Origin of the sequence: Sphingomonas phyllosphaerae, assembly GCF_029623345.1 — a bacterium.
Classification (GTDB): domain Bacteria; phylum Pseudomonadota; class Alphaproteobacteria; order Sphingomonadales; family Sphingomonadaceae; genus Sphingomonas; species Sphingomonas phyllosphaerae_C.
The window spans coordinates 1-21,516 of record NZ_JAPYKH010000005.1 but is presented as its reverse complement, the minus strand read 5'-3'; the positions used below and the strand labels follow the sequence as shown (position 1 = coordinate 21,516).

The 21,516-nt window shown below is 69.5% G+C and carries 23 protein-coding genes and 3 tRNA genes; 10 read left to right on the top strand and 16 right to left on the bottom strand.

Annotation, left to right across the window (positions count from 1 at the left end):
- Positions 1-388 precede the first annotated feature (388 nt).
- The 15 genes from grxD to QBJ89_RS06405 form a co-directional block, all read right to left on the bottom strand.
- Positions 389-727 (bottom strand): Grx4 family monothiol glutaredoxin, encoded by a 339-nt coding sequence (grxD, locus tag QBJ89_RS06475; RefSeq protein WP_277979712.1) that lies wholly within the window; start codon positions 725-727, stop codon positions 389-391.
- Between the two features lie 24 nt (positions 728-751).
- Positions 752-985: a BolA family protein gene (locus tag QBJ89_RS06470; RefSeq protein ID WP_223010306.1), complete on the bottom strand. Its 234-nt coding sequence runs from the start codon at positions 983-985 to the stop codon at positions 752-754.
- Between the two features lie 7 nt (positions 986-992).
- On the bottom strand, positions 993-1,316 hold the full coding sequence (locus QBJ89_RS06465) for a DUF1476 domain-containing protein (RefSeq protein WP_277979711.1): 324 nt from the start codon (positions 1,314-1,316) through the stop codon (positions 993-995).
- Between the two features lie 141 nt (positions 1,317-1,457).
- Complete coding sequence (locus QBJ89_RS06460; protein WP_277979901.1) at positions 1,458-2,459, bottom strand: NADPH:quinone oxidoreductase family protein; 1,002 nt, start codon at positions 2,457-2,459, stop codon at positions 1,458-1,460.
- Complete coding sequence (gene leuD / locus QBJ89_RS06455; RefSeq protein ID WP_277979710.1) at positions 2,422-3,051, bottom strand: 3-isopropylmalate dehydratase small subunit; 630 nt, start codon at positions 3,049-3,051, stop codon at positions 2,422-2,424. Before leuD ends, QBJ89_RS06460 begins: the two co-directional genes overlap by 38 nt.
- Before the next feature lie 135 nt (positions 3,052-3,186).
- Complete coding sequence (gene leuC, locus QBJ89_RS06450) at positions 3,187-4,614, bottom strand: 3-isopropylmalate dehydratase large subunit (RefSeq protein ID WP_277979709.1); 1,428 nt, start codon at positions 4,612-4,614, stop codon at positions 3,187-3,189.
- 309 nt (positions 4,615-4,923) lie between these two features.
- Positions 4,924-6,456, bottom strand: coding sequence for a tryptophan halogenase family protein (locus tag QBJ89_RS06445; RefSeq protein ID WP_277979708.1), 1,533 nt, complete (start codon positions 6,454-6,456; stop codon positions 4,924-4,926).
- Between the two features lie 156 nt (positions 6,457-6,612).
- Entirely contained in the window at positions 6,613-6,756 is a 144-nt protein-coding gene (locus QBJ89_RS06440) for an entericidin A/B family lipoprotein (protein WP_277979707.1), read from the bottom strand.
- A 60-nt stretch (positions 6,757-6,816) separates the two neighbouring features.
- Positions 6,817-7,698, bottom strand: coding sequence for a hypothetical protein (locus QBJ89_RS06435; protein ID WP_277979706.1), 882 nt, complete (start codon positions 7,696-7,698; stop codon positions 6,817-6,819).
- A gap of 2 nt (positions 7,699-7,700) precedes the next feature.
- Complete coding sequence (locus QBJ89_RS06430) at positions 7,701-7,877, bottom strand: hypothetical protein (protein ID WP_277979705.1); 177 nt, start codon at positions 7,875-7,877, stop codon at positions 7,701-7,703.
- Complete coding sequence (locus tag QBJ89_RS06425; protein WP_277979704.1) at positions 7,874-9,385, bottom strand: PAS domain S-box protein; 1,512 nt, start codon at positions 9,383-9,385, stop codon at positions 7,874-7,876. Before QBJ89_RS06425 ends, QBJ89_RS06430 begins: the two co-directional genes overlap by 4 nt.
- 13 nt (positions 9,386-9,398) lie before the next feature.
- Positions 9,399-9,770, bottom strand: a complete 372-nt coding sequence (locus QBJ89_RS06420; protein ID WP_277979703.1) for a CsbD family protein — start codon at positions 9,768-9,770, stop codon at positions 9,399-9,401.
- Positions 9,771-10,146: 376 nt separating this feature from the next.
- Positions 10,147-10,311: a hypothetical protein gene (locus QBJ89_RS06415; RefSeq protein WP_277979702.1), complete on the bottom strand. Its 165-nt coding sequence runs from the start codon at positions 10,309-10,311 to the stop codon at positions 10,147-10,149.
- A gap of 192 nt (positions 10,312-10,503) precedes the next feature.
- Positions 10,504-10,579, bottom strand: a tRNA-Ala gene (locus QBJ89_RS06410).
- 84 nt (positions 10,580-10,663) lie between these two features.
- Positions 10,664-10,984 (bottom strand): TIGR02300 family protein, encoded by a 321-nt coding sequence (locus QBJ89_RS06405; RefSeq protein ID WP_223010578.1) that lies wholly within the window; start codon positions 10,982-10,984, stop codon positions 10,664-10,666.
- Between the two features lie 100 nt (positions 10,985-11,084).
- Here QBJ89_RS06405 and aroA point away from each other — a divergent pair, with 100 nt between their 5' ends.
- The 7 genes from aroA to QBJ89_RS06370 all read left to right on the top strand — a co-directional run bounded on the left by aroA (position 11,085) and on the right by QBJ89_RS06370 (position 17,606).
- Positions 11,085-12,428 carry a 3-phosphoshikimate 1-carboxyvinyltransferase gene (aroA, locus tag QBJ89_RS06400; protein ID WP_277979701.1) on the top strand — a complete coding sequence of 448 codons (1,344 nt, stop codon included), beginning with the start codon at positions 11,085-11,087 and terminating at the stop codon, positions 12,426-12,428.
- The gene (cmk, locus tag QBJ89_RS06395; RefSeq protein WP_277979700.1) at positions 12,425-13,075 is read left to right on the top strand and encodes a (d)CMP kinase; all 651 of its coding nucleotides are present in this window, start codon (positions 12,425-12,427) and stop codon (positions 13,073-13,075) included. Before aroA ends, cmk begins: the two co-directional genes overlap by 4 nt.
- A gap of 325 nt (positions 13,076-13,400) precedes the next feature.
- A complete protein-coding gene (rpsA, locus tag QBJ89_RS06390) occupies positions 13,401-15,107 on the top strand; it encodes a 30S ribosomal protein S1 (RefSeq protein WP_277979699.1) in 1,707 nt (568 codons plus the stop codon).
- Positions 15,108-15,300: 193 nt separating this feature from the next.
- Positions 15,301-15,585 (top strand): integration host factor subunit beta, encoded by a 285-nt coding sequence (gene ihfB, locus QBJ89_RS06385; RefSeq protein ID WP_277979698.1) that lies wholly within the window; start codon positions 15,301-15,303, stop codon positions 15,583-15,585.
- A gap of 49 nt (positions 15,586-15,634) precedes the next feature.
- A tRNA-Leu gene (locus QBJ89_RS06380) sits at positions 15,635-15,718 on the top strand.
- Positions 15,719-15,792: 74 nt separating this feature from the next.
- Complete coding sequence (locus QBJ89_RS06375; protein WP_277979697.1) at positions 15,793-17,178, top strand: ABC transporter substrate-binding protein; 1,386 nt, start codon at positions 15,793-15,795, stop codon at positions 17,176-17,178.
- 5 nt (positions 17,179-17,183) lie between these two features.
- A complete protein-coding gene (locus tag QBJ89_RS06370; protein WP_277979696.1) occupies positions 17,184-17,606 on the top strand; it encodes a DUF4112 domain-containing protein in 423 nt (140 codons plus the stop codon).
- A gap of 3 nt (positions 17,607-17,609) precedes the next feature.
- On the opposite strand, the gene QBJ89_RS06365 is transcribed toward QBJ89_RS06370, so the two are convergent.
- Entirely contained in the window at positions 17,610-18,704 is a 1,095-nt protein-coding gene (locus QBJ89_RS06365) for an anhydro-N-acetylmuramic acid kinase (protein WP_277979900.1), read from the bottom strand.
- Between the two features lie 94 nt (positions 18,705-18,798).
- On the opposite strand from QBJ89_RS06365, the gene rimO reads away from it, so the two are divergent.
- The 3 genes from rimO to QBJ89_RS06350 all read left to right on the top strand — a co-directional run bounded on the left by rimO (position 18,799) and on the right by QBJ89_RS06350 (position 21,288).
- Positions 18,799-20,136, top strand: coding sequence for a 30S ribosomal protein S12 methylthiotransferase RimO (gene rimO / locus QBJ89_RS06360; protein WP_277979695.1), 1,338 nt, complete (start codon positions 18,799-18,801; stop codon positions 20,134-20,136).
- Between the two features lie 52 nt (positions 20,137-20,188).
- A tRNA-Met gene (locus QBJ89_RS06355) sits at positions 20,189-20,265 on the top strand.
- Positions 20,266-20,580: 315 nt separating this feature from the next.
- Positions 20,581-21,288, top strand: coding sequence for a replication protein A (locus tag QBJ89_RS06350; RefSeq protein ID WP_277979694.1), 708 nt, complete (start codon positions 20,581-20,583; stop codon positions 21,286-21,288).
- Positions 21,289-21,516: the final 228 nt, after the last annotated feature.

The following is a 21,516-nucleotide window of genomic DNA, read 5'->3' as shown; positions in this document are numbered from 1 at the left end:
TCGCACGCCGGCTGCGATAGGGAGCGGCAGAAAGCGTTCACGTGCTTCCAACGAACACGGCGCCGTTCCAACGATCTGGCGCTCTCGCCCGCCTCTGCTCCGCGGAGGCTGCGCTCACCGGCCCGCCGTGTTCCTGCGCGCGCAGGAACCCAGAGCCACGAGCGGCAGGTAGTTGCGGCGCTAGGCTCCTGCATGGGCTGGAGCATTGATCGCACTCGCTCGCGGAAGTGCCGCGATCGCGCCGCTCCCATTACACGTCACCCCGGCGATGGCCGGGGCCCGGCGGGGGACGCACGTGATCCCCACGACCGCCTTCCCACCTGAAACCTGACCTTCGCCGGGGTGACGATCGCTTCAGGTAGGGAGACGCCGCCTCCCCGCTTTCAGCTTATTTCGCTTCGGCCGCCGCGGCGCCGGCGTTCTGGAACAGTTCGGCCAGCTCGCCCGACTCGTACATCTCCATCATGATGTCCGAGCCGCCGACGAACTCGCCGCCGACATAGAGCTGCGGGATCGTCGGCCAGTCCGAATAGCCTTTGATGCCCTGCCGGATCGCCTGGTCCTGCAGCACGTCGACGCTCTCGAACGTCACGCCGAGCCGCTCCAGGATCGCCACCGCTCGACTGGAGAAACCGCATTGCGGGAACAGCGGCGTGCCCTTCATGAACAGCACCACCGGATTGTTCTTCACCACCGCGTCGATGCGGGCGTTCGTGTCGTCGGTCATCGCTTAAACCCTCTTGTACCGCGCCTATTTCGGAACGGCGGTGGTCAACTGCAAGGCGTGCAGCACGCCACCCATGCGCCCGCCCAGCGCGGCATAGACCGCCTGGTGCTGCCTCACCCGCGGCATGCCCGCGAACGACGGCGCGACCACGCGTGCGGACCAATGGTCCCCATCGCCGGCGAGATCGGTCATCTCCACTTCGGCATCCGGGATGCCCGCCTTGATCAGCGCGGCGATCTCCGCTCCCTCCATCGGCATGTCCGTCCTACTCCGACTGCAGCAGCTGACGCCGCGCCTCGATCGTCTTCTCCTCGAGCGCGCGGCGCACCGCGGCCTCCTCGACGTCGACGTTGGCGGCAGTGAGGTCACCGTAGACCTTGCGCACCACGTCCTCGTCGCCGGCCTCCTCGAAGTCGGCCTGGACGACCGCTTTGGCATAAGCGTCGGTCTCGGCCGGGGTGAGCTGCATCAGCTCGGCGGCCCATTGCCCGACAAGGCGGTTGCGCCGCGCGACGATGCGGAACGCCACTTCCTCGTCGCGCGCGAACTTGGCCTCGAACGCGCGCTGGCGGTCCTCGAAAGCGGTCATGCTGGTTCCCCACGGTGTAGCGTACCGGGATAGTGCGCGCGGGGGCGCGGCGCAACGGGCGGTCAGGCGGTGGGGATGTGGGGGCGCGCTCCTCACACCTTCCGTCATCCGGACTTGTTCGCGGCGGCGCAAGCGATGAACCTACGTCCCGACCCGCACCACCAGCTTGCCGACCGACTCGCGCGCGGCCATGCGCGCGATCGCGTCGCCGCCACGCTCGAATGGGAACACCTCGGTGACACGCGGGGCGATCCTGCCCTCGCCCCATAGCGCGAACAGGCGGGCGATGTGCGCGCGGTTGCGCTCGGGATGGCGCGCGGCGAACGCGCCCCAGAAGACGCCGCGGACGTCGCAGCTCTTCAGCAACGTGAGATTGAGCGGCAGCCTGGGAATGCCGGCGGGGAAGCCGACCACGAGGTAGCGCCCTCCCCAGCCGAGCGCGCGCAGCGCGGGCTCGGCATAGGCGCCGCCGACCGGGTCGTAGACCAGGTCGAAACCATCCGGCCCACCGACCGCCTTGAAGCGGTCCGCCAGCGCCTTGCTCTGGTCCTTGTCGAACGGCGCGCGCTCGTAGACCAGCACCTCGTCCGCCCCGGCGTCGCGCACCGCCGCCGCCTTGACCTCGCTCGACACCGCGCCGACGACGTGCGCGCCGAGCGCCTTGCCCAGCTCCACCGCCGCGAGCCCGACCCCGCCTGCGGCGCCGAGCACCAGCAGGCGTTCGCCCGCGACGATCGCGCCGCGATCGACCAGGGCGTGGATCGTGGTCGCATAGGTGAGCAGCAGCGCCGAGGCTTCCTCGAAGCTGCGCCCGTCGGGAACGACGTGGAGCGAGTCCTCGGCGAAGCGCAGTCGTTCGCTCAGCCCGCCCATCAACGTGTTGCCCATGACGCGGTCGCCGATCCGCCAGCGGGTAACGCCCTCCCCGACCGCAGCGACCACGCCCGCTATCTCGCCGCCCGGCGCGAAGGGGCGCGGCGGACGCATCTGGTAGCGATCCTCGATCACCAGCACGTCGGGGTAGTTGATCGCGCAGGCCTTCACCGCGACCACCACCTCGCCCGCGCCCGCGACGGGATCGGGCAGCTCGCCGATCTCCAGCGTGTCAGGTCCGCCGGGCGCCCTCGACAGCAAGGCCCGCATCATCCGCTCTCCCGCTGATCCAGGGCCGCTCGACGCCGAGCCGCTCCTCGAATTTCGAAATCACGGTATCCTTTGCCAGCGTGAGGCCGACCTCGTCCAGCCCCTCCATCAGGCAGCGGCGGCGGAACGCGTCGAGCTCGAACGTATAGCGATCCTGGTACGGCGTGGTGACGGTCATGGTCTCGAGATCGACGGTGACCGGGTCGGTCTTTGCTACCTCGACCAGCCGATCGACCGCCTCCTGCGGCAGCACGACCGTGACGATGCCGTTCTTGAAGGCGTTGCCCGAGAAGATGTCGGAAAAGCTCGGCGCGATCACCGCCTGCACTCCCATGTCGGCGAGCGCCCAGGCGGCATGCTCGCGGCTCGAGCCGCAGCCGAAATTGTCGCCCGCGATCAGGATCGGCGCGCCGGCGTAGCGCGGGTCGTCGAAGAGGTTGCCGGGCTGCGCGCGCACCGTCTCGAACGCGCCGCGGCCGAGCCCCGAGCGCGTGATCGTCTTGAGCCAATGCGCCGGGATGATGACGTCGGTGTCGACGTTCTCGGCGCCCCAGGGATAAGCGGTGCCGCTGACGCGGGTGACGGCCTGCATCAGCGCGCCGGGTTGCTCGGCGGGATCGCGGGCTTGGCGATCGCCGCATAAGCCGCCACGCCGCTCAGCACCGAGCCGGCGATCAGGAACATGAGCACTTTCTTCATGGACTATCCCCTCGGGTGATCGCGTCGATTATCCCATCAGCTCGCGCACGTCGGCGAGCCGCCCGGTCACCGCCGCCGCCGCCGCCATTGCCGGCGACAACAAATGGGTACGCGAGCCAGGTCCCTGTCTTCCCACGAAATTTCGGTTCGAGGTGGAGGCGCAGCGCTCGCCCGCCGGCACCTTGTCCGGGTTCATCGCGAGGCACATCGAGCAGCCCGGCTCGCGCCACTCGAAGCCTGCCGCAGTGAAGATGCGGTCGAGCCCCTCCGCCTCGGCCTGGCGCTTGACCAGGCCCGAGCCGGGCACGACCAGAGCGCGCACGCCGTCGGCGACGCGACGGCCGTTCGCCACCGAGGCGGCGGCGCGCAGGTCCTCAATGCGGCTGTTGGTGCAGCTGCCGATGAAGACGTGCTGGATCGGCACGTCCTGCATCCGCATGCCCGGGGTGAGACCCATGTAATCGAGCGACTTCTGCGCGGCGGCGCGCTTCGAGGCGTCGGCGAAGCTGTCGGGCGCGGGAACGCTGCCGGTGATCGGCACGACGTCCTCGGGGCTGGTGCCCCAGGTGAGCGCCGGGGCGATGTCGCTCGCCGCCAGCCGCACGACCTTATCGAAGCGCGCGCCCGCGTCGCTCGGCAACGTGCGCCACCAGTCGACCGCGCGCGCCCAGTCCTCGCCCTGCGGCGCCATCGGGCGCCCCTTCAGATAGGCGAAGGTGGTCTCGTCCGGCGCGATCATGCCCGCGCGCGCGCCGCCCTCGATCGACATATTGGCGATCGTCAGCCGCCCCTCGACCGACAGCGCGCGGATCACCTCGCCGGTGAACTCGATGACATGGCCGGTGCCGCCCGCGGCGCCGATCCGGCCGATGATCGCCAGCACCACGTCCTTGGCGCTGACGCCATAGCCGAGCGCGCCGTCGACGCGCACCTCCATCGTCTTGGAAGGCGAGAGGATCAGCGTCTGCGTCGCGAGCACGTGCTCGACCTCGCTGGTGCCGATGCCAAACGCGAGCGCCCCCATCGCACCGTGTGCCGAGGTATGGCTGTCGCCGCACACCATCGTGGTGCCCGGCAGCGTGAAGCCCTGCTCGGGGCCGACGACGTGGACGATCCCCTGCCTGGCCGACAGCGCGTCGATATAGGGGACGCCGAACTCGGCGACGTTGCGGCGCAGCGCGGCGAGCTGCTCGGCGCTCTCGCGGTCGGCGATCGGCAGCTCGTGCCCTGCGGCGTCGGTGCGCGCGGTGGTGGGGAGGTTGTGGTCGGGCACCGCGAGCGTGAGGTCGGGTCGGCGCACAAAGCGGCCGGCGGCGCGGAGGCCCTCGAACGCCTGTGGGCTCGTCACCTCGTGAAGGAGGTGGCGGTCGATGTAGATCAGGCAGGAACCATCGTCTCGGCGCTCGACCACGTGAGCGTCCCAGACCTTCTCGTACAAGGTGCGCGGGCTTGGCATGATCCGCGGCTGTTAACCGAAAAGGCGTGCGCGTCCAAGGCGGGGAGATAGGAAATGTCGTGGGATAGGGGCTGGTAATCGGCGAAATGGGTAAGCGTGGACACGTCTCTCACGCGAGGGGCGGCTGACATCACCGCACTTGCTGGCGTCATCCTGAACTCGTTTCAGGGTCCACCCTGTCGCGAACACCTCGGCATGTGGGTGTGCGGACGGTGGGCGACACGAGCGCAGAATGACGCCGTCGTACAAACGCGATGTTCCGTCTCGACCCATCAGTCGCCGCGAAGACGACGGAAACGCCGTCCGCCTCTATTCAACCTGCGCCATGATCCCCGACCGCCGCAGATAATCCGCGTGGGTCGGCAGCGTCGCCACCGCGGCCGCGCCGGCAGCGTGCATCTGGCGCAGCGCGGCGGCGACCTTCGCCTCGTCGAGTGCGTCCACTGCGGGCTCGTAGTCCGCCGGCATCAGCCCTTGACCGAGCCCGACCGCGACCCAGCTCGCAGTGGTGAACAGCTCGGCGGTGTCGCGGAAGATCCGTCCCTTGCCCGCGAACAGCGCCATCCGCCGCCGCAGCGTTTCGGGCACGTCCATCGTACGCACCGCGTTCCAGAAAGGCGTGTCGGCGCGCCGCGTCGCTTTGTAGTGGAGAATGATGAAGTCGCGCACGTCCTCGAACAGGTCGCGCATGTGGCGGTTGTACTCGTCGCGTTCCTCCGGATCGAAGCGGCGGTCGGGGAACAGCGCGATCAGCTTGGCGATGCCGGCCTGGACGAGGTGGATCGAAGTCGACTCGAGCGGCTCGACGAAGCCGCTCGCGAGCCCGAGCGACACGACATTGGCGTTCCACGCCAGCGTGCGGCGCCCAGCGACGAAGGATAGGCGGCGCGGCGTCGCCTCTGGCTCGCGCTCGAGCGAGCCGAGCAGCGCCGTCTCGGCCGCGTCGTCGTCGAGATAGCGGCTGGCATAGACATAGCCGTTGCCGAGCCGGTGCTGCAGCGGGATGCGCCACTGCCAACCGAACGGTCGCGCGGTTGCACGCGTGTAAGGTTCGGGGTCGCCCGACAGCGCGCAGGGCACCGCGACCGCGCGGTCGCACGGCAGCCAGTGACGCCAATCCTCATAGCCCGTCGCCAGCGTCTCCTCGATCAGCAGTCCGCGGAAGCCGGAGCAATCGACGAACAGCTCGCCCGCCACCTCACGACCGTCGGCAAGGCGCAGCGCGGCGACCTGCCCGGTCGCGGCGTCGCGGCGGACCGAGACGACGCGCCCCTCGATCCGCATTGCGCCCGCCGCCTCGGCGTAGCGACGCAGGAAGGCGGCGTAGCGTGCCGCGTCGAAATGAAAGGCGTAACGCAACTCGCGCAGCGACGCGGGTGCGTCGGACGCGGGGCGCGCGAAGCGGCCGGCGCGGGCGGCGACGCCGCTGACCGCCCAGTCGGCGATATCGGGCATGCTGCCGCCGGCCGCTCGCGCCCGCCGTGCCGCGCGCAGCCAGAGCTGGTGGAAGTGAATCCCCTGGAGGTCGCGCCCGTGCGCGCCGAATGGGTGCAGATAGCGCTCGCCCAGCGCGCCCCAGTCGACGAACTCTATGCCGAGCTTGAACGTCCCTGCCGTGGCGCGCAGGAACTCGTCCTCGTCGATGCCCAGCATCTGGTTGAAGGTGATCAGCGGGGGGATCGTCGCCTCGCCCACGCCAACGGTGCCGATCTCCTCCGACTCGATCAACGTGATCCGCGTCACGCCATTGTCGAGGAAGCGCGACAGCGCTGCCGCCGTCATCCAGCCCGCGGTGCCGCCGCCGAGGATGACCACGTCGCGGATCGTATGCTCGTTGACCAACCGCTCTCCCCTTGTCGCGCGTCACGCGGCGCTCCGCCGTCTTTGGCCCAGCCGGGCCGCGGCGGGAAGCTGCCGCGTCGCCTCGTTAGGACGCGAGCGGCCGGGCCGCGCCCTTCGACGTGACCCGGCCGCCATGGTCGCACAGGGAAGCGGCAATTACTTCTTCTTGCTGGTACCCGACGCGTCGGACACGGCGGCACCGGCCGATTCGAGGTCCTTGCCCGCCCCGTGGACGGTGTTACAGGCGGTGAGCGCGAGCAGTGCACCAAGGCCGATGCCCAGGCCAATCTTCTTGGTCATGTCAGGCTCCTTGCAGAGAAAGGTGGCGGCGGGCGTGGTACGCTTGCCCGCCGCCGGTCATCAGCGCAGACGGCGGCGAGTCGCCGACATCGCGCCGAACGCGGCCGCACCGGCGCCGGCGAGCAGCGCGAGCACGAGGATGAACGAGGTGCTGGCGGCAGCACCGGCGGCGGCGTCGGTGGCAGACTTGGCAGTCTGCACGGCGTCGTTCTTCGCCTTCACGAAATCCTGCTTGGCGCGAGTCACCTGCGCCTGCGCCTCGGCGCGGCTGATCTTGCGCTGCGCCGCGACGATGTCGACGATGCGGCTCTCGGCGCGAGCGCCGTCGGTGCCGCCGCGCGTCAGCCCCGGCAGCTGCTTGGCGATCTCCTTCTGCGCTTGCTCCGGCGTCATCTGCGCCGGGTCGCTGGGTGCGTCGGAAAGATAGGCCGATGCCTCGTCGCGCACGTCATTCTGATCGACGCCCGCGATTTGCGCGACCTTCGGTGCCGCTGCGCCGACCGTCGTGCCCGCCGCGCCGGCGACCGCGCCGACGGTGCGGAACGCGCCGCCGATGATGCCGCCCACCGCCGAGGTGAGGAGATACAAAGTGAGGATCAGCGTCACCCCCCAGACGACCAGCCCGTGGACCAGCGCGTCGAACCGCTCGGTCACGCCCGACAGCCGCGCCGCAGCGTAGCCGCCGGCGCCGAGGGCGGCGACGGTGGTGATCAGCCAATACAGCCCGGCGCCGATGCCGAAGCCGGTCGCGCCAGGCGTCGTGCCCTCGACCGGGTCTACCATCGATAGACCGATGCCGGTGCCGAGGATGCCGAGCAGCAGCTGTACCGCCACCGCCAGTACCACGCCCGCGAAGATCGCGCCCCACGACACGCGCTTGCCCGCGCGCGCGAACGCCACCTCATCCAGCGGCGCGTAGCCGCCCGTCACATTCGTCGCCATAGTCACTCCTGTTCTTCCTGTTTGCGGTCGGGGCGGGGCGTGCGCCCCACCTCCTCCTGCTGCGCGCGCCCCTCGCGCACCGCGGCATCGTCGCCGATCAGCTTGCCGATCGCCGCGCGCGCCGCTCCCTTGGCGCGGCGACGATCCGCCGCCTCACGCCGCTCGGGATCCTTCGTCATGCTGGCACCTCCCGCACACCGACCGCGACCGCCTCGCTCTCGAACCCGCGCGCGCGCGCCCAGGCGGCGGCGGCGGTGCGGCGGTTGACGCCGATCTTGGCGTAGATCCGCGCGACATGGTTGCGCACGGTGTTGCCCGAGACGCCCAGCGCGCGCGCGATCGACTTGTCGTCGAGCCCGCGGCAGATCAGCGCCAGCACCTCGCGCTCGCGCGCGGTGAGATCGTCGATCCCCGGCCCGCCCGCGTCGGGCTGAGGCGCGCGCAGCCGCGCGAGTTTGTCCATGATCGAGCGGCTGAACCAGCTCGTATCCTTCATCACCGCCTCGATCGCCTCGACCAGCTCGAGCTCGGTCGCCTTGCGCCGCGTGATGTCCTGGAAGGCCCAGAGCAGGCAGGCATCGTCGCCGAGCGTAATCGCCTCGGTGGAGACGAGGCAGTCGATCGCGCCGCCGTCCTTGGCGGCGATTCGCGCCTCGTGCGCGCGCAGGTCGCATCCGTTCTCGATCGCGGCCTCGATGTCGACGCGCACCGCATCGCTCGACCACAGGCCGGCGTCGGCGAGCGAACGGCCGATGATCTCGGTCGCGGCATAGCCGGTCAGTGCGGTGAAGCTGGCGTTGACCTCACACAGCAGATGTCCGTCGCGCGCGCCGATCGCCATCGGCACCGGCGCCATCTGGAAGGTCCGGGTGAAGCGCTCCTCGCTGTGGCGCAGCTGCGACTCCGCCTTTCGCCGCGGTTCGAGATCGGCGAAGGTGAACAGCATGCAGGGCTGATCGCCCATGTCGATCGGCTGGCCGGCGACGATCACCAGCTTGGTGCCGCCGCCCGGCAGCTCGAGCTCGGCCTCCATCTGCGGGATCGTGCGCCCCTCGGCGAGCCGCTCCTTGGCGAGCTCGCGTCGGTCGGCGCCACGCAACACGTCGATGTCGTAGACGGTCTTGCACAGCACTTGGTCGCGCGCATGCCCGGTCATCTCGAGGAAGCCCTGGTTGACCTTAACGAAGCGAAGGTCGGCGAGGCGACAGATCACCGCCGGCGCGGGGTTGGCGTTGAAGGACTGTTCGAAGCGGTCCTCCGCCTCGTAGCGCGCGGTGACGTCCTGGATCACCAGCACCACGCACGATGGTGCATCCTCGTCGCCGTCGTTGAGCACGAGGCTGCGCACCTGATGCACCCAGCGCGGCTCCTCATCGCCCGCGACGGTGACCTCGACCACCACCTCGGAGAAGGAGTCGCCCGCCGCTACCCGCTCGATCGGGTAATCGTCCGCCTCGAGCCGATGGTTGTTACGGTATCTTAGCTGAAAGCGCGCGCGATACGCGTCGACCGTGCTGCCGAGTTCCTCGATCCGCTCGACCCCATGCATCGCCAGCGCCGCGGCATTGGCCCACAGCAGGGTCTCGTCGGGATCGATCAGGATCACGCCCTCGTCGAGACCGGCGATGATCTGGCGCAGGTGGCGCAGATCGGCGGTCTCGCGCAGCGATTTCAGCGACGGTGACACGCGCGCTCCCGCGTCAGCCGCGCCGGCCGCTGGCGAGCCAGCCGAGCGCGAAGCCGCCAATCGCGGCGACCGCCGCCCACAGCAAGCGCTCGTCGCCGTTCCGCACCGCGTCGCGCGCCTCGTGCGCACCACGCGTTGCGGCATCGGCCGCTCGTGTGGCGGCGTCGCCGACCTTCTCGCGGGCTTCCTCGATCAGCCCAGGGGTGGCGTCGGCGACGTTCTCGGCGACCGACTGGGCGCGGCCGAACACGTTCTCAGCACCGCCGGCGACCTGATCCTTGACGCCGCTGACCTGCCAGTCGCGGCTGTCCACCGCATCGCCGATCGCTTTCTCCACCTTGCCGCCGAGATAGCGGGCACCACCGTGAAGCTCATGCTTGTTCATCTTGGTCCTCCTGTCAGTCGCCCGGACGGCTCGGCGCCGCGCGCCGCGAGTGACGCGCTCGATCGGCCGCACGCCCTCCCGGCCTCATCGACCCCGCCCGCACCGCGCCCGGTGCAGCGTAGCGGCTCAGGACCGGCAAAGCGGGCCGGTTCGCGGCTGCCGCGTCGTGACGCTGCCGCGGCTGGGCCGAGCGGAAACGCGAACCAGATGACGACGAACGCACCGCCGCCACGGCGCCGAGCGGCGACGAAGCAGCACTGATCCGGCCGACGAGGTAGCGCACGATCAACCCTCCGGTCCGGACGCTACATGCATCCGGTTCGGGAGCTAAACCTATCGCAGATTAGGGGGTTCCTGGTAGCTTTGCGCTTGAGGACTAGTCCTGTTGTACCAGGCGCTCCCCATTGGCACGCGCGCGGTACAGATCGGCGAAGCGCTGGTGCAGCAGGCGCGCGGAATCGTCGCTCGCGCGGGCGGCGCGGATCAGATGCTCCTCGGAGCGGCGCAGGAGATATGCCCGGTCGATCTTCTTGGCCGCCATGCTCGCCTCATCCCTCAAACGGCCGATCAGGCCGGATCCCCGACCTAGGCTGCGCGTGGAGACGAGAAAATGAGCTTGAAGTACCAGCCGGCTAGTAGGCCAGGTTGGTAGCCAAGCAGGATCGCGGCGGCGCGAGGATCAGAACTGGCTTTGAGGCTCCGCGACAGTCGCGCGGGCGGCGGGACGAGGGAATGGTGGAGCCGAGGGGGATCGAACCCCTGACCTTCGCAATGCCATTGCGACGCTCTCCCAGCTGAGCTACGGCCCCATTCCGTCCCGGGAGGCAGCCCCCTAGCCGGGGTCTGCTGGCTTGGCAAGCGGCCTGGGCCGCCTGCCTCGCATTTTTTCGAACTTAGTTGTTCTCGTCCTCGTCGCTGCTGGTCTCGACGCCGAGATCGTCGTCACCGCCGAGATCGACCTCGTCGTCGGGCGAGGGCTCCTCGTCCTCGTTCGTCTCCAGATCCTCGTCGTCACCGGCGAGATCGCGATCGGGCTCCTGCTTGTCCGGCTTGGCCTGCTCGAACGGCATCGGCTGCTTGGACTTGAGGATCGGCTCGGGCTCCCACGCGTGCCCGCAGTTGATGCAGGTGACGGGGTCGTCTTTCTCGAGGTCGTAGAAACGCGTCGCGCATTTCGGGCACGTACGCTTCGTGCCCCATTCCGGCTTGATCATGCCGTGCAAAGCCTTTCGGATGGGTGGATCGACGATGGATGGCCGTCGAAGTGGGGCGCGCCTTGCCATAGCACAAGCCGGCTGGCAAGCACCGCGCACAATGGCGCATTCCCCTCACACCCCTCCCTCCGCGCGAGTGATCCGCGTGCCCGCCCGGCTTTCCGGCCGCATTCGAGTGCCCGGCGACAAGTCGATCAGCCACCGCTCGCTGATGCTCTCGGCACTGGCCGTCGGCGAGAGCCGGATAGAAGGGCTGCTTGAGGGCGAGGACGTGCTCGCCACCGCCGCCGCGATGCGCGCCATGGGCGCGACGATTGCGCGCGGCGAAGACGCAGTGTGGCGCGTCCAGGGCGCCGGCGTCGGCGGGCTGCTCCAGCCCGTGCAGGCGCTGGACATGGGCAACTCGGGCACCTCGACGCGACTGCTGATGGGGTTGGTGGCGAGCCACGCGATCAGCGCCACCTTCGTGGGCGACGCCTCGCTGTCGGCGCGCCCGATGGGGCGCGTGATCACGCCGCTCGCGCAGATGGGCGCGGACATCACCGCGGCGCCGGGCGGGCGGCTGCCGCTGACGGTGCGCGGCCTCGTCCCCGCGGTGCCGATCGACTATGAGCTGCCGGTCGCCTCGGCGCAGGTGAAGTCGGCGGTGCTGCTCGCCGCGCTCAACACGCCGGGTATCACGCGCGTGATTGAACCAGTGCCGACGCGCGACCACAGCGAGCGCATGCTCGCGGGCTTCGGCGCGCGGCTGACGGTCGAGCAGGGGCCGCGCGGCCGCGTGATCGCGCTCGAGGGCGAGGCCGAGCTGCGGCCGCAGTCGATCACGGTGCCGGGCGATCCCTCGTCCGCGGCCTTCTGGATGGTCGCTGCCTCGGTGGTGCCCGGCAGCGACGTGGTGATCGAGAATGTCGGCCTCAACCCGACCCGCGCCGGGCTTGTCACCGCGCTCCGGATGATGGGCGCCGACATCACCGAGCTGGAGCCGCGCACCGTGGGCGGCGAGCCCGTCGCCGACCTGCACGTGCGCCACGCCGCGCTGAGCGGGATCGAGGTGCCGCCCGATCTCGCGCCGTCGATGATCGACGAATATCCGGTACTGTTCGTCGCCGCCGCCTTCGCCTCCGGCGCTACCGTCGCGCGCGGTGCCGGGGAGCTGCGCGTCAAGGAAAGCGACCGGATCGCCGCGATGCGCGCCGGGCTTGAGGCGAATGGGGTCACCACCGTCGAGCATGAGGACGGGCTCACCGTGCACGGCAATGGCGGCGAGAAGATCGCGGGTGGCGCCACCGTGGCGACCCAACTCGATCACCGCATCGCGATGAGCATGACGGTCGCCGGCCTGCACGCGCGCGACGCGATCACGCTCGACGACGCGAGCCCGGTCGCTACGAGCTATCCCGCCTTCTATCAGCAGCTTGCAGAGCTTTCCGGAGAGTCGGCGTGATCATCGCGGTGGACGGGCCTGCGGCCTCGGGCAAAGGCACGATCGCGCGCGCGCTGGCCCGTCACTACCATGTTCCCCACCTCGACACCGGCTTGTTGTACCGGGCGGTGGCGATCACCGTGATGCGGCTCGAGCTCGATCCGTCGATCGAGGCCGATGCGGTCGCCGCCTGCGGCTTCGACGAGGATCTGCTCGCCGACTCCGCGCTGCGCGACGACGCGACCGGGCAGATCGCGTCGATCGTCTCGGCGCATCCCTTGGTGCGCGCGGCGCTGCTCCAGCGGCAGAAAAGGTTCGCGCACCAGCCCGGCGGCGCGGTGCTCGACGGGCGCGACATCGGCACGGTGATCGCCCCCGACGCCGATGCCAAGCTGTTCATTCGCGCGACGCCGACGATCCGCGCGCAGCGCCGCCATGCCGAGCTGCGCGCGCGCGGCGACGACACCAGCTACGACCAGGTGCTGGCCGACATTCGTGCGCGCGACGATCGCGACAGCTCGCGCGCCACCGCACCGTTGGTGCCCGCGATCGACGCGGCGCAGCTCGACACCAGTTTCCTGTCGATCGAGGCAGCGGTGGCCAAGGCGATCGTGCTGGTGGAGGCGCGACTTGCGCGCGCCGCCGCGATGGCCGTGCCGCCGGCGTGAGCATGATGTTCTGACGTCGGCGAAGCGTTGGCGGCAGCCCAGGCGCCTGTCTGACAGTGCCTTGGCGGCACCTCTGCCGCCGATGCGCCATACGCTTGTCGCCTCCTGCATCATCCGCTATATAACAGACGTCCGGTGGGCTGGGGCTCGCGGAGGCATGGCGCGACAGGCAGGTCCTCTCGCGCCTTTTCGCTTATGGGCGGCGTCTCCTCGCACCTCGTGCCGACATGGATGTCGCGCGCGACATGGGGTCGGCGCGACAGTGATGGCCAAGACCAGCGGACCCAACCGCTTGGCCGGAAACACGACTAGGACGAACGATTTTATGGCCTCTACGGCAACTCCCTCGCGCGACGAATTCGCGGCGCTGCTCGATGACATGTTCGGCGGTGCCGACAGCTTCGAGGGCCGCGTGGTGCTCGGCACCGTGACCGGCATCGAGAACGACCTGGCGGTGATCGACGTCGGTCTGAAGAGCGAGGGCCGCGTGCCGCTCCGCGAGTTCGCGCCGGCACCCGGACAGAAGGCCGAGCTCAAGGTCGGCGACGAGGTCGAGGTGTATGTCGATCGCGTCGAGAACATGCACGGCGAAGCGATGCTCAGCCGCGACCGTGCGCGCCGCGAGGCCGCCTGGGACAAGCTCGAGCTCGAGTTCAGCAAGACCGCGCGCGTCGAGGGCGTGATCTTCGGTCGCGTCAAGGGCGGCTTCACCGTCGACCTCAATGGCGCGGTGGCATTCCTCCCCGGCTCGCAGGTCGACATCCGCCCGGTGCGTGACGTGACGCCGCTGATGGACATCCCGCAGCCGTTCCAGATCCTCAAGATGGACCGCAAGCGCGGCAACATCGTGGTGTCGCGCCGCGCCGTGCTGGAAGAGACTCGCGCCGAGCAGCGCTCGGGCCTGATCCAGTCGCTCCACGAGGGCCAGATCATCGACGGCGTGGTGAAGAACATCACCGACTACGGCGCCTTCGTCGACCTGGGCGGGATCGACGGGCTGCTGCACGTCACCGACCTGAGCTACAAGCGCGTCGGCCACCCGAGCGAGATGATCAACATCGGCGACACCGTGAAGGTGCAGATCATCCGCATCAACAAGGACACGCAGCGCATCTCGCTGGGCATGAAGCAGCTCGAGAGCGATCCGTGGGATGGCGCGTCGGCCAAGTATCCGGTCGGCGCCAAGCTGTCGGGCCGCGTCACGAACATCACCGAATATGGTGCGTTCGTCGAGCTTGAGGCAGGCATCGAGGGTCTCGTCCACGTGTCCGAGATGTCGTGGACCAAGAAGAACGTCCATCCCGGCAAGATCGTGTCGACCTCGCAGGAGGTGGACGTGGTGGTGCTCGAGGTCGACGAGGACAAGCGTCGCATCTCGCTGGGTCTGAAGCAGGCGCAGAACAACCCGTGGGAGGCGTTCGCCGCCGCGCACCCGATCGGCTCGACCGTCGAGGGCGAGGTCAAGAACGCGACCGAGTTCGGCCTGTTCATCGGCCTGGACAACGACGTCGACGGCATGGTCCACATGTCCGATATCGCCTGGGGCGTATCGGGTGAGGACGCGCTCAACCTGCACCGCAAGGGCGAGACCGTGCAGGCGGTGGTGCTCGACATCGATCCGGAAAAGGAGCGCATCTCGCTCGGCATGAAGCAGCTCGAGCGCGGCGGCCCTGTCGCGGCGGGCGCGGGCGATCGCCTGGGCAAGAACCAGGTCGTCACCGTCACCGTGCTCGAGGTTCGCGACGCGGGTCTCGAAGTGCAGCAGGGCGATGACGGCGCGACCGGCTTCATCAAGCGCACCGACCTTGGCCGCGATCGCGACGAGCAGCGTCCGGAGCGGTTCCAGGTCGGGCAGAAGTTTGACGCGATGGTCACCGGCTTCGATCGTTCGAAAAAGCCTACCTTCTCGATCAAGGCGATGCAGATCTCCGAGGAGAAGCAGGCGGTGGCGCAGTATGGCTCGTCCGACTCGGGCGCGTCGCTGGGCGACATTCTGGGCGAGGCGCTCAAGGCGCGCGACACCAAGAAGTAAGCGGGATGCGGCACCGCGAGGTGACGTGGGGGGATCGGCCGCGAGGCCGGTCCCCTTTTCTCATTCGATGTTAGCGCTCAACCGTACAACACTGACCCATTATGCTGAAAAACGACCAGATCGGTGCTATCGCGTGGGAAGGCTTATCTGTATCAACCCGGCTCGATTGGTATACGCCGGAAGTGGACGCAGGATGATACGCTCGGAGTTGGTGCAGCAGTTGGTCGCCGGTAATCCGGAGCTGGCGCAGCGCGACGTGGAGGCGATCGTGGCTACGTTCTTCGACGAAATCACCGCGCGCCTGGCCAGCAACGGCCGAGTCGAGCTGCGCGGTTTCGGTGCGTTCTCCACCCGCGCGCGGGATGCTCGTGTGGGCCGCAACCCGCGCACCGGCGAGACCGTCGAGGTCGATGCCAAGCGCGTACCCTTCTTCAAGCCCGGCAAGGAGATGCGCGTCCGCCTCAACGTCGGTGAGTGACGCGCCGGGTTGACGCGGTCGGTCGCAACCGCTTCGTGGGCGACGATGGGCGGACGTGGCGGAATCGGTAGACGCTGGGGACTTAAAATCCTCTGCCATCGGCGTGCGGGTTCGAGTCCCGCCGTCCGCACCATCTTCGGGCGAGCAACCGCGGCCGCCCTGCTGTTCACCACCGCCAGCTGCGGGCGGCGCGCCGATGTCGGGCCGGTGGTGGTCAGCGTCATCGGCGGCGCGCCCCATCTGCCCGGACGCGACCGCGCGCGCCTCACCGAACCGGATCGATTACTCACCGACTCGCTGGCCGAGGGTCTTGTCCGGCTGGACGCCGCGGGGCAGGTCGAGGCGGGCGTGGCCGAGCGCTGGATCGTCACCGACGAGGGGCGCAGCTACATCTTTCGCCTGCGCGACGCGCACTGGCCCGACGGGGCGCCGGTGCGTGCGGCGCAGGTGGTGGCACTGCTGCGGCGCGAAATAAACCCGCGCTCAGGCAACCGGCTCGCCCCCTATCTCACCGCGGTGTCGTCGATCGTCGAGATGACCCCCGAGGTGATCGAGGTCGAGCTGGCGCGGCCCAGGCCCGACCTGCTCAAATTGTTCGCCCAGCCCGAACTCGCGCTGGTGCGCGATCGTCCGCGCCCGCCGGGCGGCGCGGGTCCGTTCCGCCAGCGTGCCGAGCGCGGGGGCGGGCTGCTGCTCACCCCCGCGCTCGATCCCGAACGCGATCCGGAGGAGCCGGGCCCCGCCCCCGAGGATAATGTGCTGCTCCGCGGCGAGCGCGCGGCGACCGCGATCCTGCGCTTCGTCGAGCGCCAATCCGACCTCGTTTCCGGCGGTACGATCGCCGCATGGCCGCTCCTGCGCGCCGCCAACCCCGCGCCGATCAACGTCAAGATCGATCCGGCCGCCGGACTGTTCGGGTTGGCGGTGCTGCGGCGCGACGGCTTCCTCGCCGATGCCGCCAACCGCGGCGCGATCGCCATGGCGTTCGACCGCGGCGACCTGGTGGCGAGCGTTTCGACCGACTGGGCGACGCGCGAGACCGTGCTGCCGGAGCAGCTCGACTCCGCCGCGCCGCCCGCCAACCCCGGATGGAGCACCGTGCTGACCGAGCAGCGCCAGGCGGCGGCGCGCGCGCGCGTGAGCGCGTGGCGGCTCGCCAGCGGGGCGGCACCGAGGCTTCGGCTCGCGCTGCCGGTCGGCGCGGGCGGCACCTTGCTGTGGGCGCGGCTCGCGCGCGACCTCTACGCGATCGGCGTGCGCCCGATCCGAGTCGCCGCCGATGCGGCGGACGCTGACCTGCGTCTCGTCGACGCGGTCGCCCCTTATGACAGCGCGCGCTGGTACCTCGGCGAGGCCTGCGTCGCCTGCTCCGACGACGCACGCGAGGCGATCGAGGCGGCACGTCTCGCCGACACGCTTGACGCGCGCGCGCGCGCGAGCGCCACCGCCGATCGCCTGCTCACGGATGACGTCGCGTTCATCCCGCTCGCGCAACCGTTCCGCTGGTCGCTCGTGGCGCTGCGGCTGCGCCAGTGGCAGCCGAACGCGCGTGCCTGGCACCCGTTGAACCGGCTGCGCGTCGACACCAATTAAGTCCCATGAACGCCCGTCCCACGCCGCTGACCGCGTCGCTGCTCCACTCGCTGCCGACCGGCAGTGATCCCGCCTCAGTGCGCCGCCGAGTCGAGGCGATGGAACAGCTGCTCGAGGGGCTGTTCGTCATCCCCGGCATCAATCGTCGGGTCGGGCTCGACGCCATCATCGGGCTGGTCCCCGTGATCGGCGACCTGGTCACCGCGGCAATGGGCATGTGGGTCGTCTGGGAAGCGCGGAATCTCGGCATGAGCCGCGCCGCCCTGATGGGCATGACCGCGCGGATCGGCTTCGACACCTTGCTCGGCGCGATCCCGCTGATCGGCGACGCGGCCGACCTGTTGTATCGCTCGAACACGCGCAACGTGAGGCGGATCAAGCGTTATCTCGACAAGCACCACCCCGCCACGGTGACCGTCACGCGCTGAGCCTCAGCGCGCACGGGGCCGGAAGACGGTACCGCCGCACAGCGCACGTGGTGCGCCGGTTGTGCCGGGAAAGCTGATCGGCAGCCCGCGGAGCGTCCTTACCGCCATGAAGGCGAAGCCCTCGGCCTCAAGCGAATCACCGTTCCATCCCAGCACGTCGACCGGCTCGACCGGCAATCCGGTCTGCTCGGCGATCATCCGCATCAGCGTCGGGTTGAGCCGTCCGCCGCCGCCCACGAGCAGCCGCCGCGGCGCCCGCGGCAGCAGCCGCAATCCCACCGCGACGCTCGCTGCGGTGAAGGCCGTCAGCGTCGCCGCGCCGTCGGCCAAGCCCAGCCCACGTGCCGGCTGGATCGTGAAGTCGCTGCGATCAAGCGACTTGGGATAGGGCGCGTCGAAGAAAGGATGGTCGAGCATGGCGCCCAACACGCTCTCATCGACCCGTCCGGCCGCGGCGGTGGCACCGTCGCGGTCGAAGCGCTCGCCGGCCTCCTGCTCCATCCAGCTGTCGATCAGGCCGTTGGCGGGGCCGGTGTCGAAGGCGGCGAGCGGGGCACCATCCGCCACCAGGGTGATGTTGGCGACGCCGCCGAGGTTGAGCACCGCGACCGGTTCGTCGAGCGCGGCGGCGCGCGCGGCGTGATAGACCGGCAGCAGCGGCGCGCCCTGCCCGCCCGCGGCGACGTCGGCGGAGCGGAAGTCGCCGACGGTGGTGATGCCGGTGACGTCGGCGAGCGTCTGGCCGTCACCGATCTGCCAGGTCCAGCCGCGATCCGGGCGATGCGCGACGGTCTGGCCGTGGAAGCCGATGACCTCGACCTCGACCGCCGTCACTCCGGCGTCGCGCAGCAGTTTCTGCACGGCCAGCGTGTGGGTCCGTGTGATCAGCTTGGCCGCGGCGACGATCGGCGGGCTGGCGCGCGGGCGCCGGAAGCCGAGCGCCAGCTGGGTCGCGGCGGCGAGCTGCGCGCGCGCCGGGTCCGAATAGGGCTCGCCGCGGAACGCCACCAGCCGCGCAGCGCGCTCGCCGTCGGTTTCGATCAGCGCCGCGTCGATGCCGTCGAGCGAGGTGCCCGACATCAGCCCGATCGCCAGCATCGTGTCTGTCTCCCGCCCGTTCACTTCGCGTTCCTATCGCTACGTCAGCGGTGCTGGCAAATCCGGCCGTCGCGCATTATGTGCGCGGCGTCTCATGGCAACTGTACTCCCCTCCCCGCCGCGTGTCGGCATGGTCTCGCTTGGCTGTCCCAAGAATCTGGTCGATTCGGAGCGGATCCTGACCCAGCTGCGCGCGGACGGCTATCAGATGTCGCCGGACTATGCCGGCGCCGACGTCGTACTCGTCAACACCTGCGGCTTCCTCGACTCGGCCAAGGAGGAAAGCCTCGAGGCGATCGGTGAAGCAATCGCCGAGAACGGGCGCGTGATCGTCACCGGCTGCATGGGCAAGGAAGCGGAGGCGATCCGCGATCGTTTCCCCGACGTTCTCGCCATCACCGGCGCGCATGAATATGAGCAGGTGGTCGAGGCGGTCCATGCCGCCGCGCCGGCGGCGATCAGCCCGTATGTCGATCTGATCCCCGATGCCGGGCTCAAGCTTACCCCGCGCCATTACAGCTATCTGAAGATCTCGGAGGGCTGCAATCACCGCTGTTCCTTCTGCATCATCCCGTCGTTGCGCGGCGATCTGGTCAGCCGTCGCCCCGACGCGATCCTGCGCGAGGCCGAGAAGCTGGTGGCGGCAGGGACGCGCGAGCTGCTGGTGATCAGCCAGGACACGTCCGCCTACGGGATCGACATTCGCGATCAGCCGCGGCGCTGGAAGGATCGCGAGGTGCGGCCGCACATGACCGACCTGGCGCGCGAGCTCGGCCGGATCGCCCCCTGGGTGCGACTCCACTATGTCTATCCCTACCCGCACGTCGACCAGGTGATCCCGCTCATGGCGGAGGGCTTGGTGCTGCCCTATCTCGACATTCCTTTCCAGCACGCCGCGCCCGCGGTGCTGCGGCGCATGAAGCGGCCCGCCAACGACGCCAAGGTACTCGGCCGGATCCGCGCCTGGCGCGAGATCTGCCCCGACATCGCGATCCGCTCCACCTTCGTGGTCGGCTTTCCCGGCGAGACCGAGGCCGATTTCCAGTATCTGCTCGACTGGCTCGACGAGGCGCAGCTCGATCGCGTCGGCGCCTTCCGCTTCGAGCCGGTCTCTGGCGCGTCGGCGAACGACCTGCCTGACCCGGTGCCCGAGGCTGTCAAGGAGGAGCGCTATGCCCGCATCATGGAGAAGACCGCAGCGATCTCGGCGGCCAAGCTCGCCGCCAAGGTCGGGCGCACGCTCGAGGTGATCGTCGACGCGGTCGACCCGGCGAGCGGCGGCGCCACCGCGCGCTCGCAGGCGGACGCGCCCGAGATCGACGGCGAGGTGCAGCTGCGCGACGCCGGCCATCTCGCGCCCGGCGACATCGTCCGCGTGGCGATCGAGGACGCCGACGAGCATGATCTTTACGGCGTGCCGGTTGTCGCTTGACGGCACCGCGCGCCCTGCTAAGAGGCGCCCTCGCTTCGGCGAATGCCCTTGGGGCGGAGTAGCTCAGCTGGTTAGAGCAGCGGAATCATAATCCGCGTGTCGGGGGTTCAAGTCCCTCCTCCGCTACCATCGTAATCGCCAACACCGCTCGTTCAGAGCTTGAGCCGTTCGTCACTCGTGGCGGGCGGCTTTGTGCATGTGCGCTCGTCAGCGCGCATCCCCGTTCCTCCTTGAGCCCGATTCGAGATGGCGACCGATGTCGCCGCCCTGCCTCGCACGTCCTGCCACGGTCGGAGTCGCCTCGGCCGCTGACGTCGTGCGCCCTACGACCGCTAGCTCCGGGATTTCGACGATGTCGCACCCAGGGATGCCGGCCTGCGCGCTCCTTAAGCGCCGAGCTCTCCTATTCACCGTCTATGATTTCGATCTGTCGGAGGCGCGGCAATGACGGCGCGCTCGCTCCATGAGATCGTCTCCGCCGTCGGGCCGAAGAAGCACCGCACAGGTCAGCCGATACGACGATCGAGCTACCGCATCGGCATGCGCGAGGGCGACTTCTGGTCCGCCTTCGACCGGCGCGAGCGCAACGCGCGGATGCGCGCGGCCGAGCGCTACGACCGCGAAGGCAAGGAGCCGGGCAAGCGCAACGGTCCGCTAGGACATATCGCGATCGAAGTGCTGCGCGAGATGATGCGCATCATCGACTTTCGCACCGGCCGGCTCGACCCCTCGATCGACTATCTCGCCGAACGACTGCGGCGGACGCGGAGCGCGGTGCACGCGGCCTTGAAGCGGCTCCGCTCGCACGGCTTCCTCGACTGGATCCGCCGCTTCGCGCCGCGAGAGGACGCTGAGCCGTTCGGCCCTCAGGTGCGCCAGATCAGCAACGCCTACCGGCTGACGCTGCCGCGCTCGGCCGCCGAGCTGGTGCGCCGGCTGCTCGGCCGCGCGCCGCCGCCCGACGATGACGTCACGCGCCGTCGCGAGGAGGAGGAGCGGGTCGCGGCGATGCTGGCGACTCTGTCTGCCGAGGAGCTGGCGCGGTTCCGTGCCGGCGACACCGCTTTGGGTCGCGAACTCGCCCGCCTCGGGCGCGCGATCGACCGCAACGCGATACCGCCGGGTGGTATGAACCCCGCACTGCGCGGTTAGAGAGATGAGGAATGGCCTCGCCGAGAGCGAGGCCATGCGCTGATTTGTTCGCCTCCATGCCGAAACCGTGCGGCCCACGCTCCTCGACCGCCCAGATGCGGCGGTCGAGCGTGGCGGCTTGCGCCGCCCCGGGGCTGCCGGGGGGGCGGAGGAGGATCCGTGCCGGACTTGGCGGGTTGTGGCGCTCGCGGATGCGTCGATCCGCGTCTCGCTCCATCGCCGAATATG

Coding starts and splice junctions, on each gene's coding strand:
- grxD (WP_277979712.1), bottom strand. CDS start 727: ATGACCGACGACACGAACGCCCGCATCGACGCGGTGGTGAAGAACAAT.
- QBJ89_RS06470 (WP_223010306.1), bottom strand. CDS start 985: ATGCCGATGGAGGGAGCGGAGATCGCCGCGCTGATCAAGGCGGGCATC.
- QBJ89_RS06465 (WP_277979711.1), bottom strand. CDS start 1,316: ATGACCGCTTTCGAGGACCGCCAGCGCGCGTTCGAGGCCAAGTTCGCG.
- QBJ89_RS06460 (WP_277979901.1), bottom strand. CDS start 2,459: ATGCGGGCCTTGCTGTCGAGGGCGCCCGGCGGACCTGACACGCTGGAG.
- leuD (WP_277979710.1), bottom strand. CDS start 3,051: ATGCAGGCCGTCACCCGCGTCAGCGGCACCGCTTATCCCTGGGGCGCC.
- leuC (WP_277979709.1), bottom strand. CDS start 4,614: ATGCCAAGCCCGCGCACCTTGTACGAGAAGGTCTGGGACGCTCACGTG.
- QBJ89_RS06440 (WP_277979707.1), bottom strand. CDS start 6,756: ATGACCAAGAAGATTGGCCTGGGCATCGGCCTTGGTGCACTGCTCGCG.
- QBJ89_RS06435 (WP_277979706.1), bottom strand. CDS start 7,698: ATGGCGACGAATGTGACGGGCGGCTACGCGCCGCTGGATGAGGTGGCG.
- QBJ89_RS06430 (WP_277979705.1), bottom strand. CDS start 7,877: ATGACGAAGGATCCCGAGCGGCGTGAGGCGGCGGATCGTCGCCGCGCC.
- QBJ89_RS06420 (WP_277979703.1), bottom strand. CDS start 9,770: ATGAACAAGCATGAGCTTCACGGTGGTGCCCGCTATCTCGGCGGCAAG.
- QBJ89_RS06415 (WP_277979702.1), bottom strand. CDS start 10,311: ATGGCGGCCAAGAAGATCGACCGGGCATATCTCCTGCGCCGCTCCGAG.
- QBJ89_RS06405 (WP_223010578.1), bottom strand. CDS start 10,984: ATGATCAAGCCGGAATGGGGCACGAAGCGTACGTGCCCGAAATGCGCG.
- aroA (WP_277979701.1), top strand. CDS start 11,085: ATGGCGCATTCCCCTCACACCCCTCCCTCCGCGCGAGTGATCCGCGTG.
- rpsA (WP_277979699.1), top strand. CDS start 13,401: ATGGCCTCTACGGCAACTCCCTCGCGCGACGAATTCGCGGCGCTGCTC.
- ihfB (WP_277979698.1), top strand. CDS start 15,301: ATGATACGCTCGGAGTTGGTGCAGCAGTTGGTCGCCGGTAATCCGGAG.
- QBJ89_RS06370 (WP_277979696.1), top strand. CDS start 17,184: ATGAACGCCCGTCCCACGCCGCTGACCGCGTCGCTGCTCCACTCGCTG.
- QBJ89_RS06365 (WP_277979900.1), bottom strand. CDS start 18,704: ATGCTGGCGATCGGGCTGATGTCGGGCACCTCGCTCGACGGCATCGAC.
- rimO (WP_277979695.1), top strand. CDS start 18,799: ATGGCAACTGTACTCCCCTCCCCGCCGCGTGTCGGCATGGTCTCGCTT.
- QBJ89_RS06350 (WP_277979694.1), top strand. CDS start 20,581: ATGACGGCGCGCTCGCTCCATGAGATCGTCTCCGCCGTCGGGCCGAAG.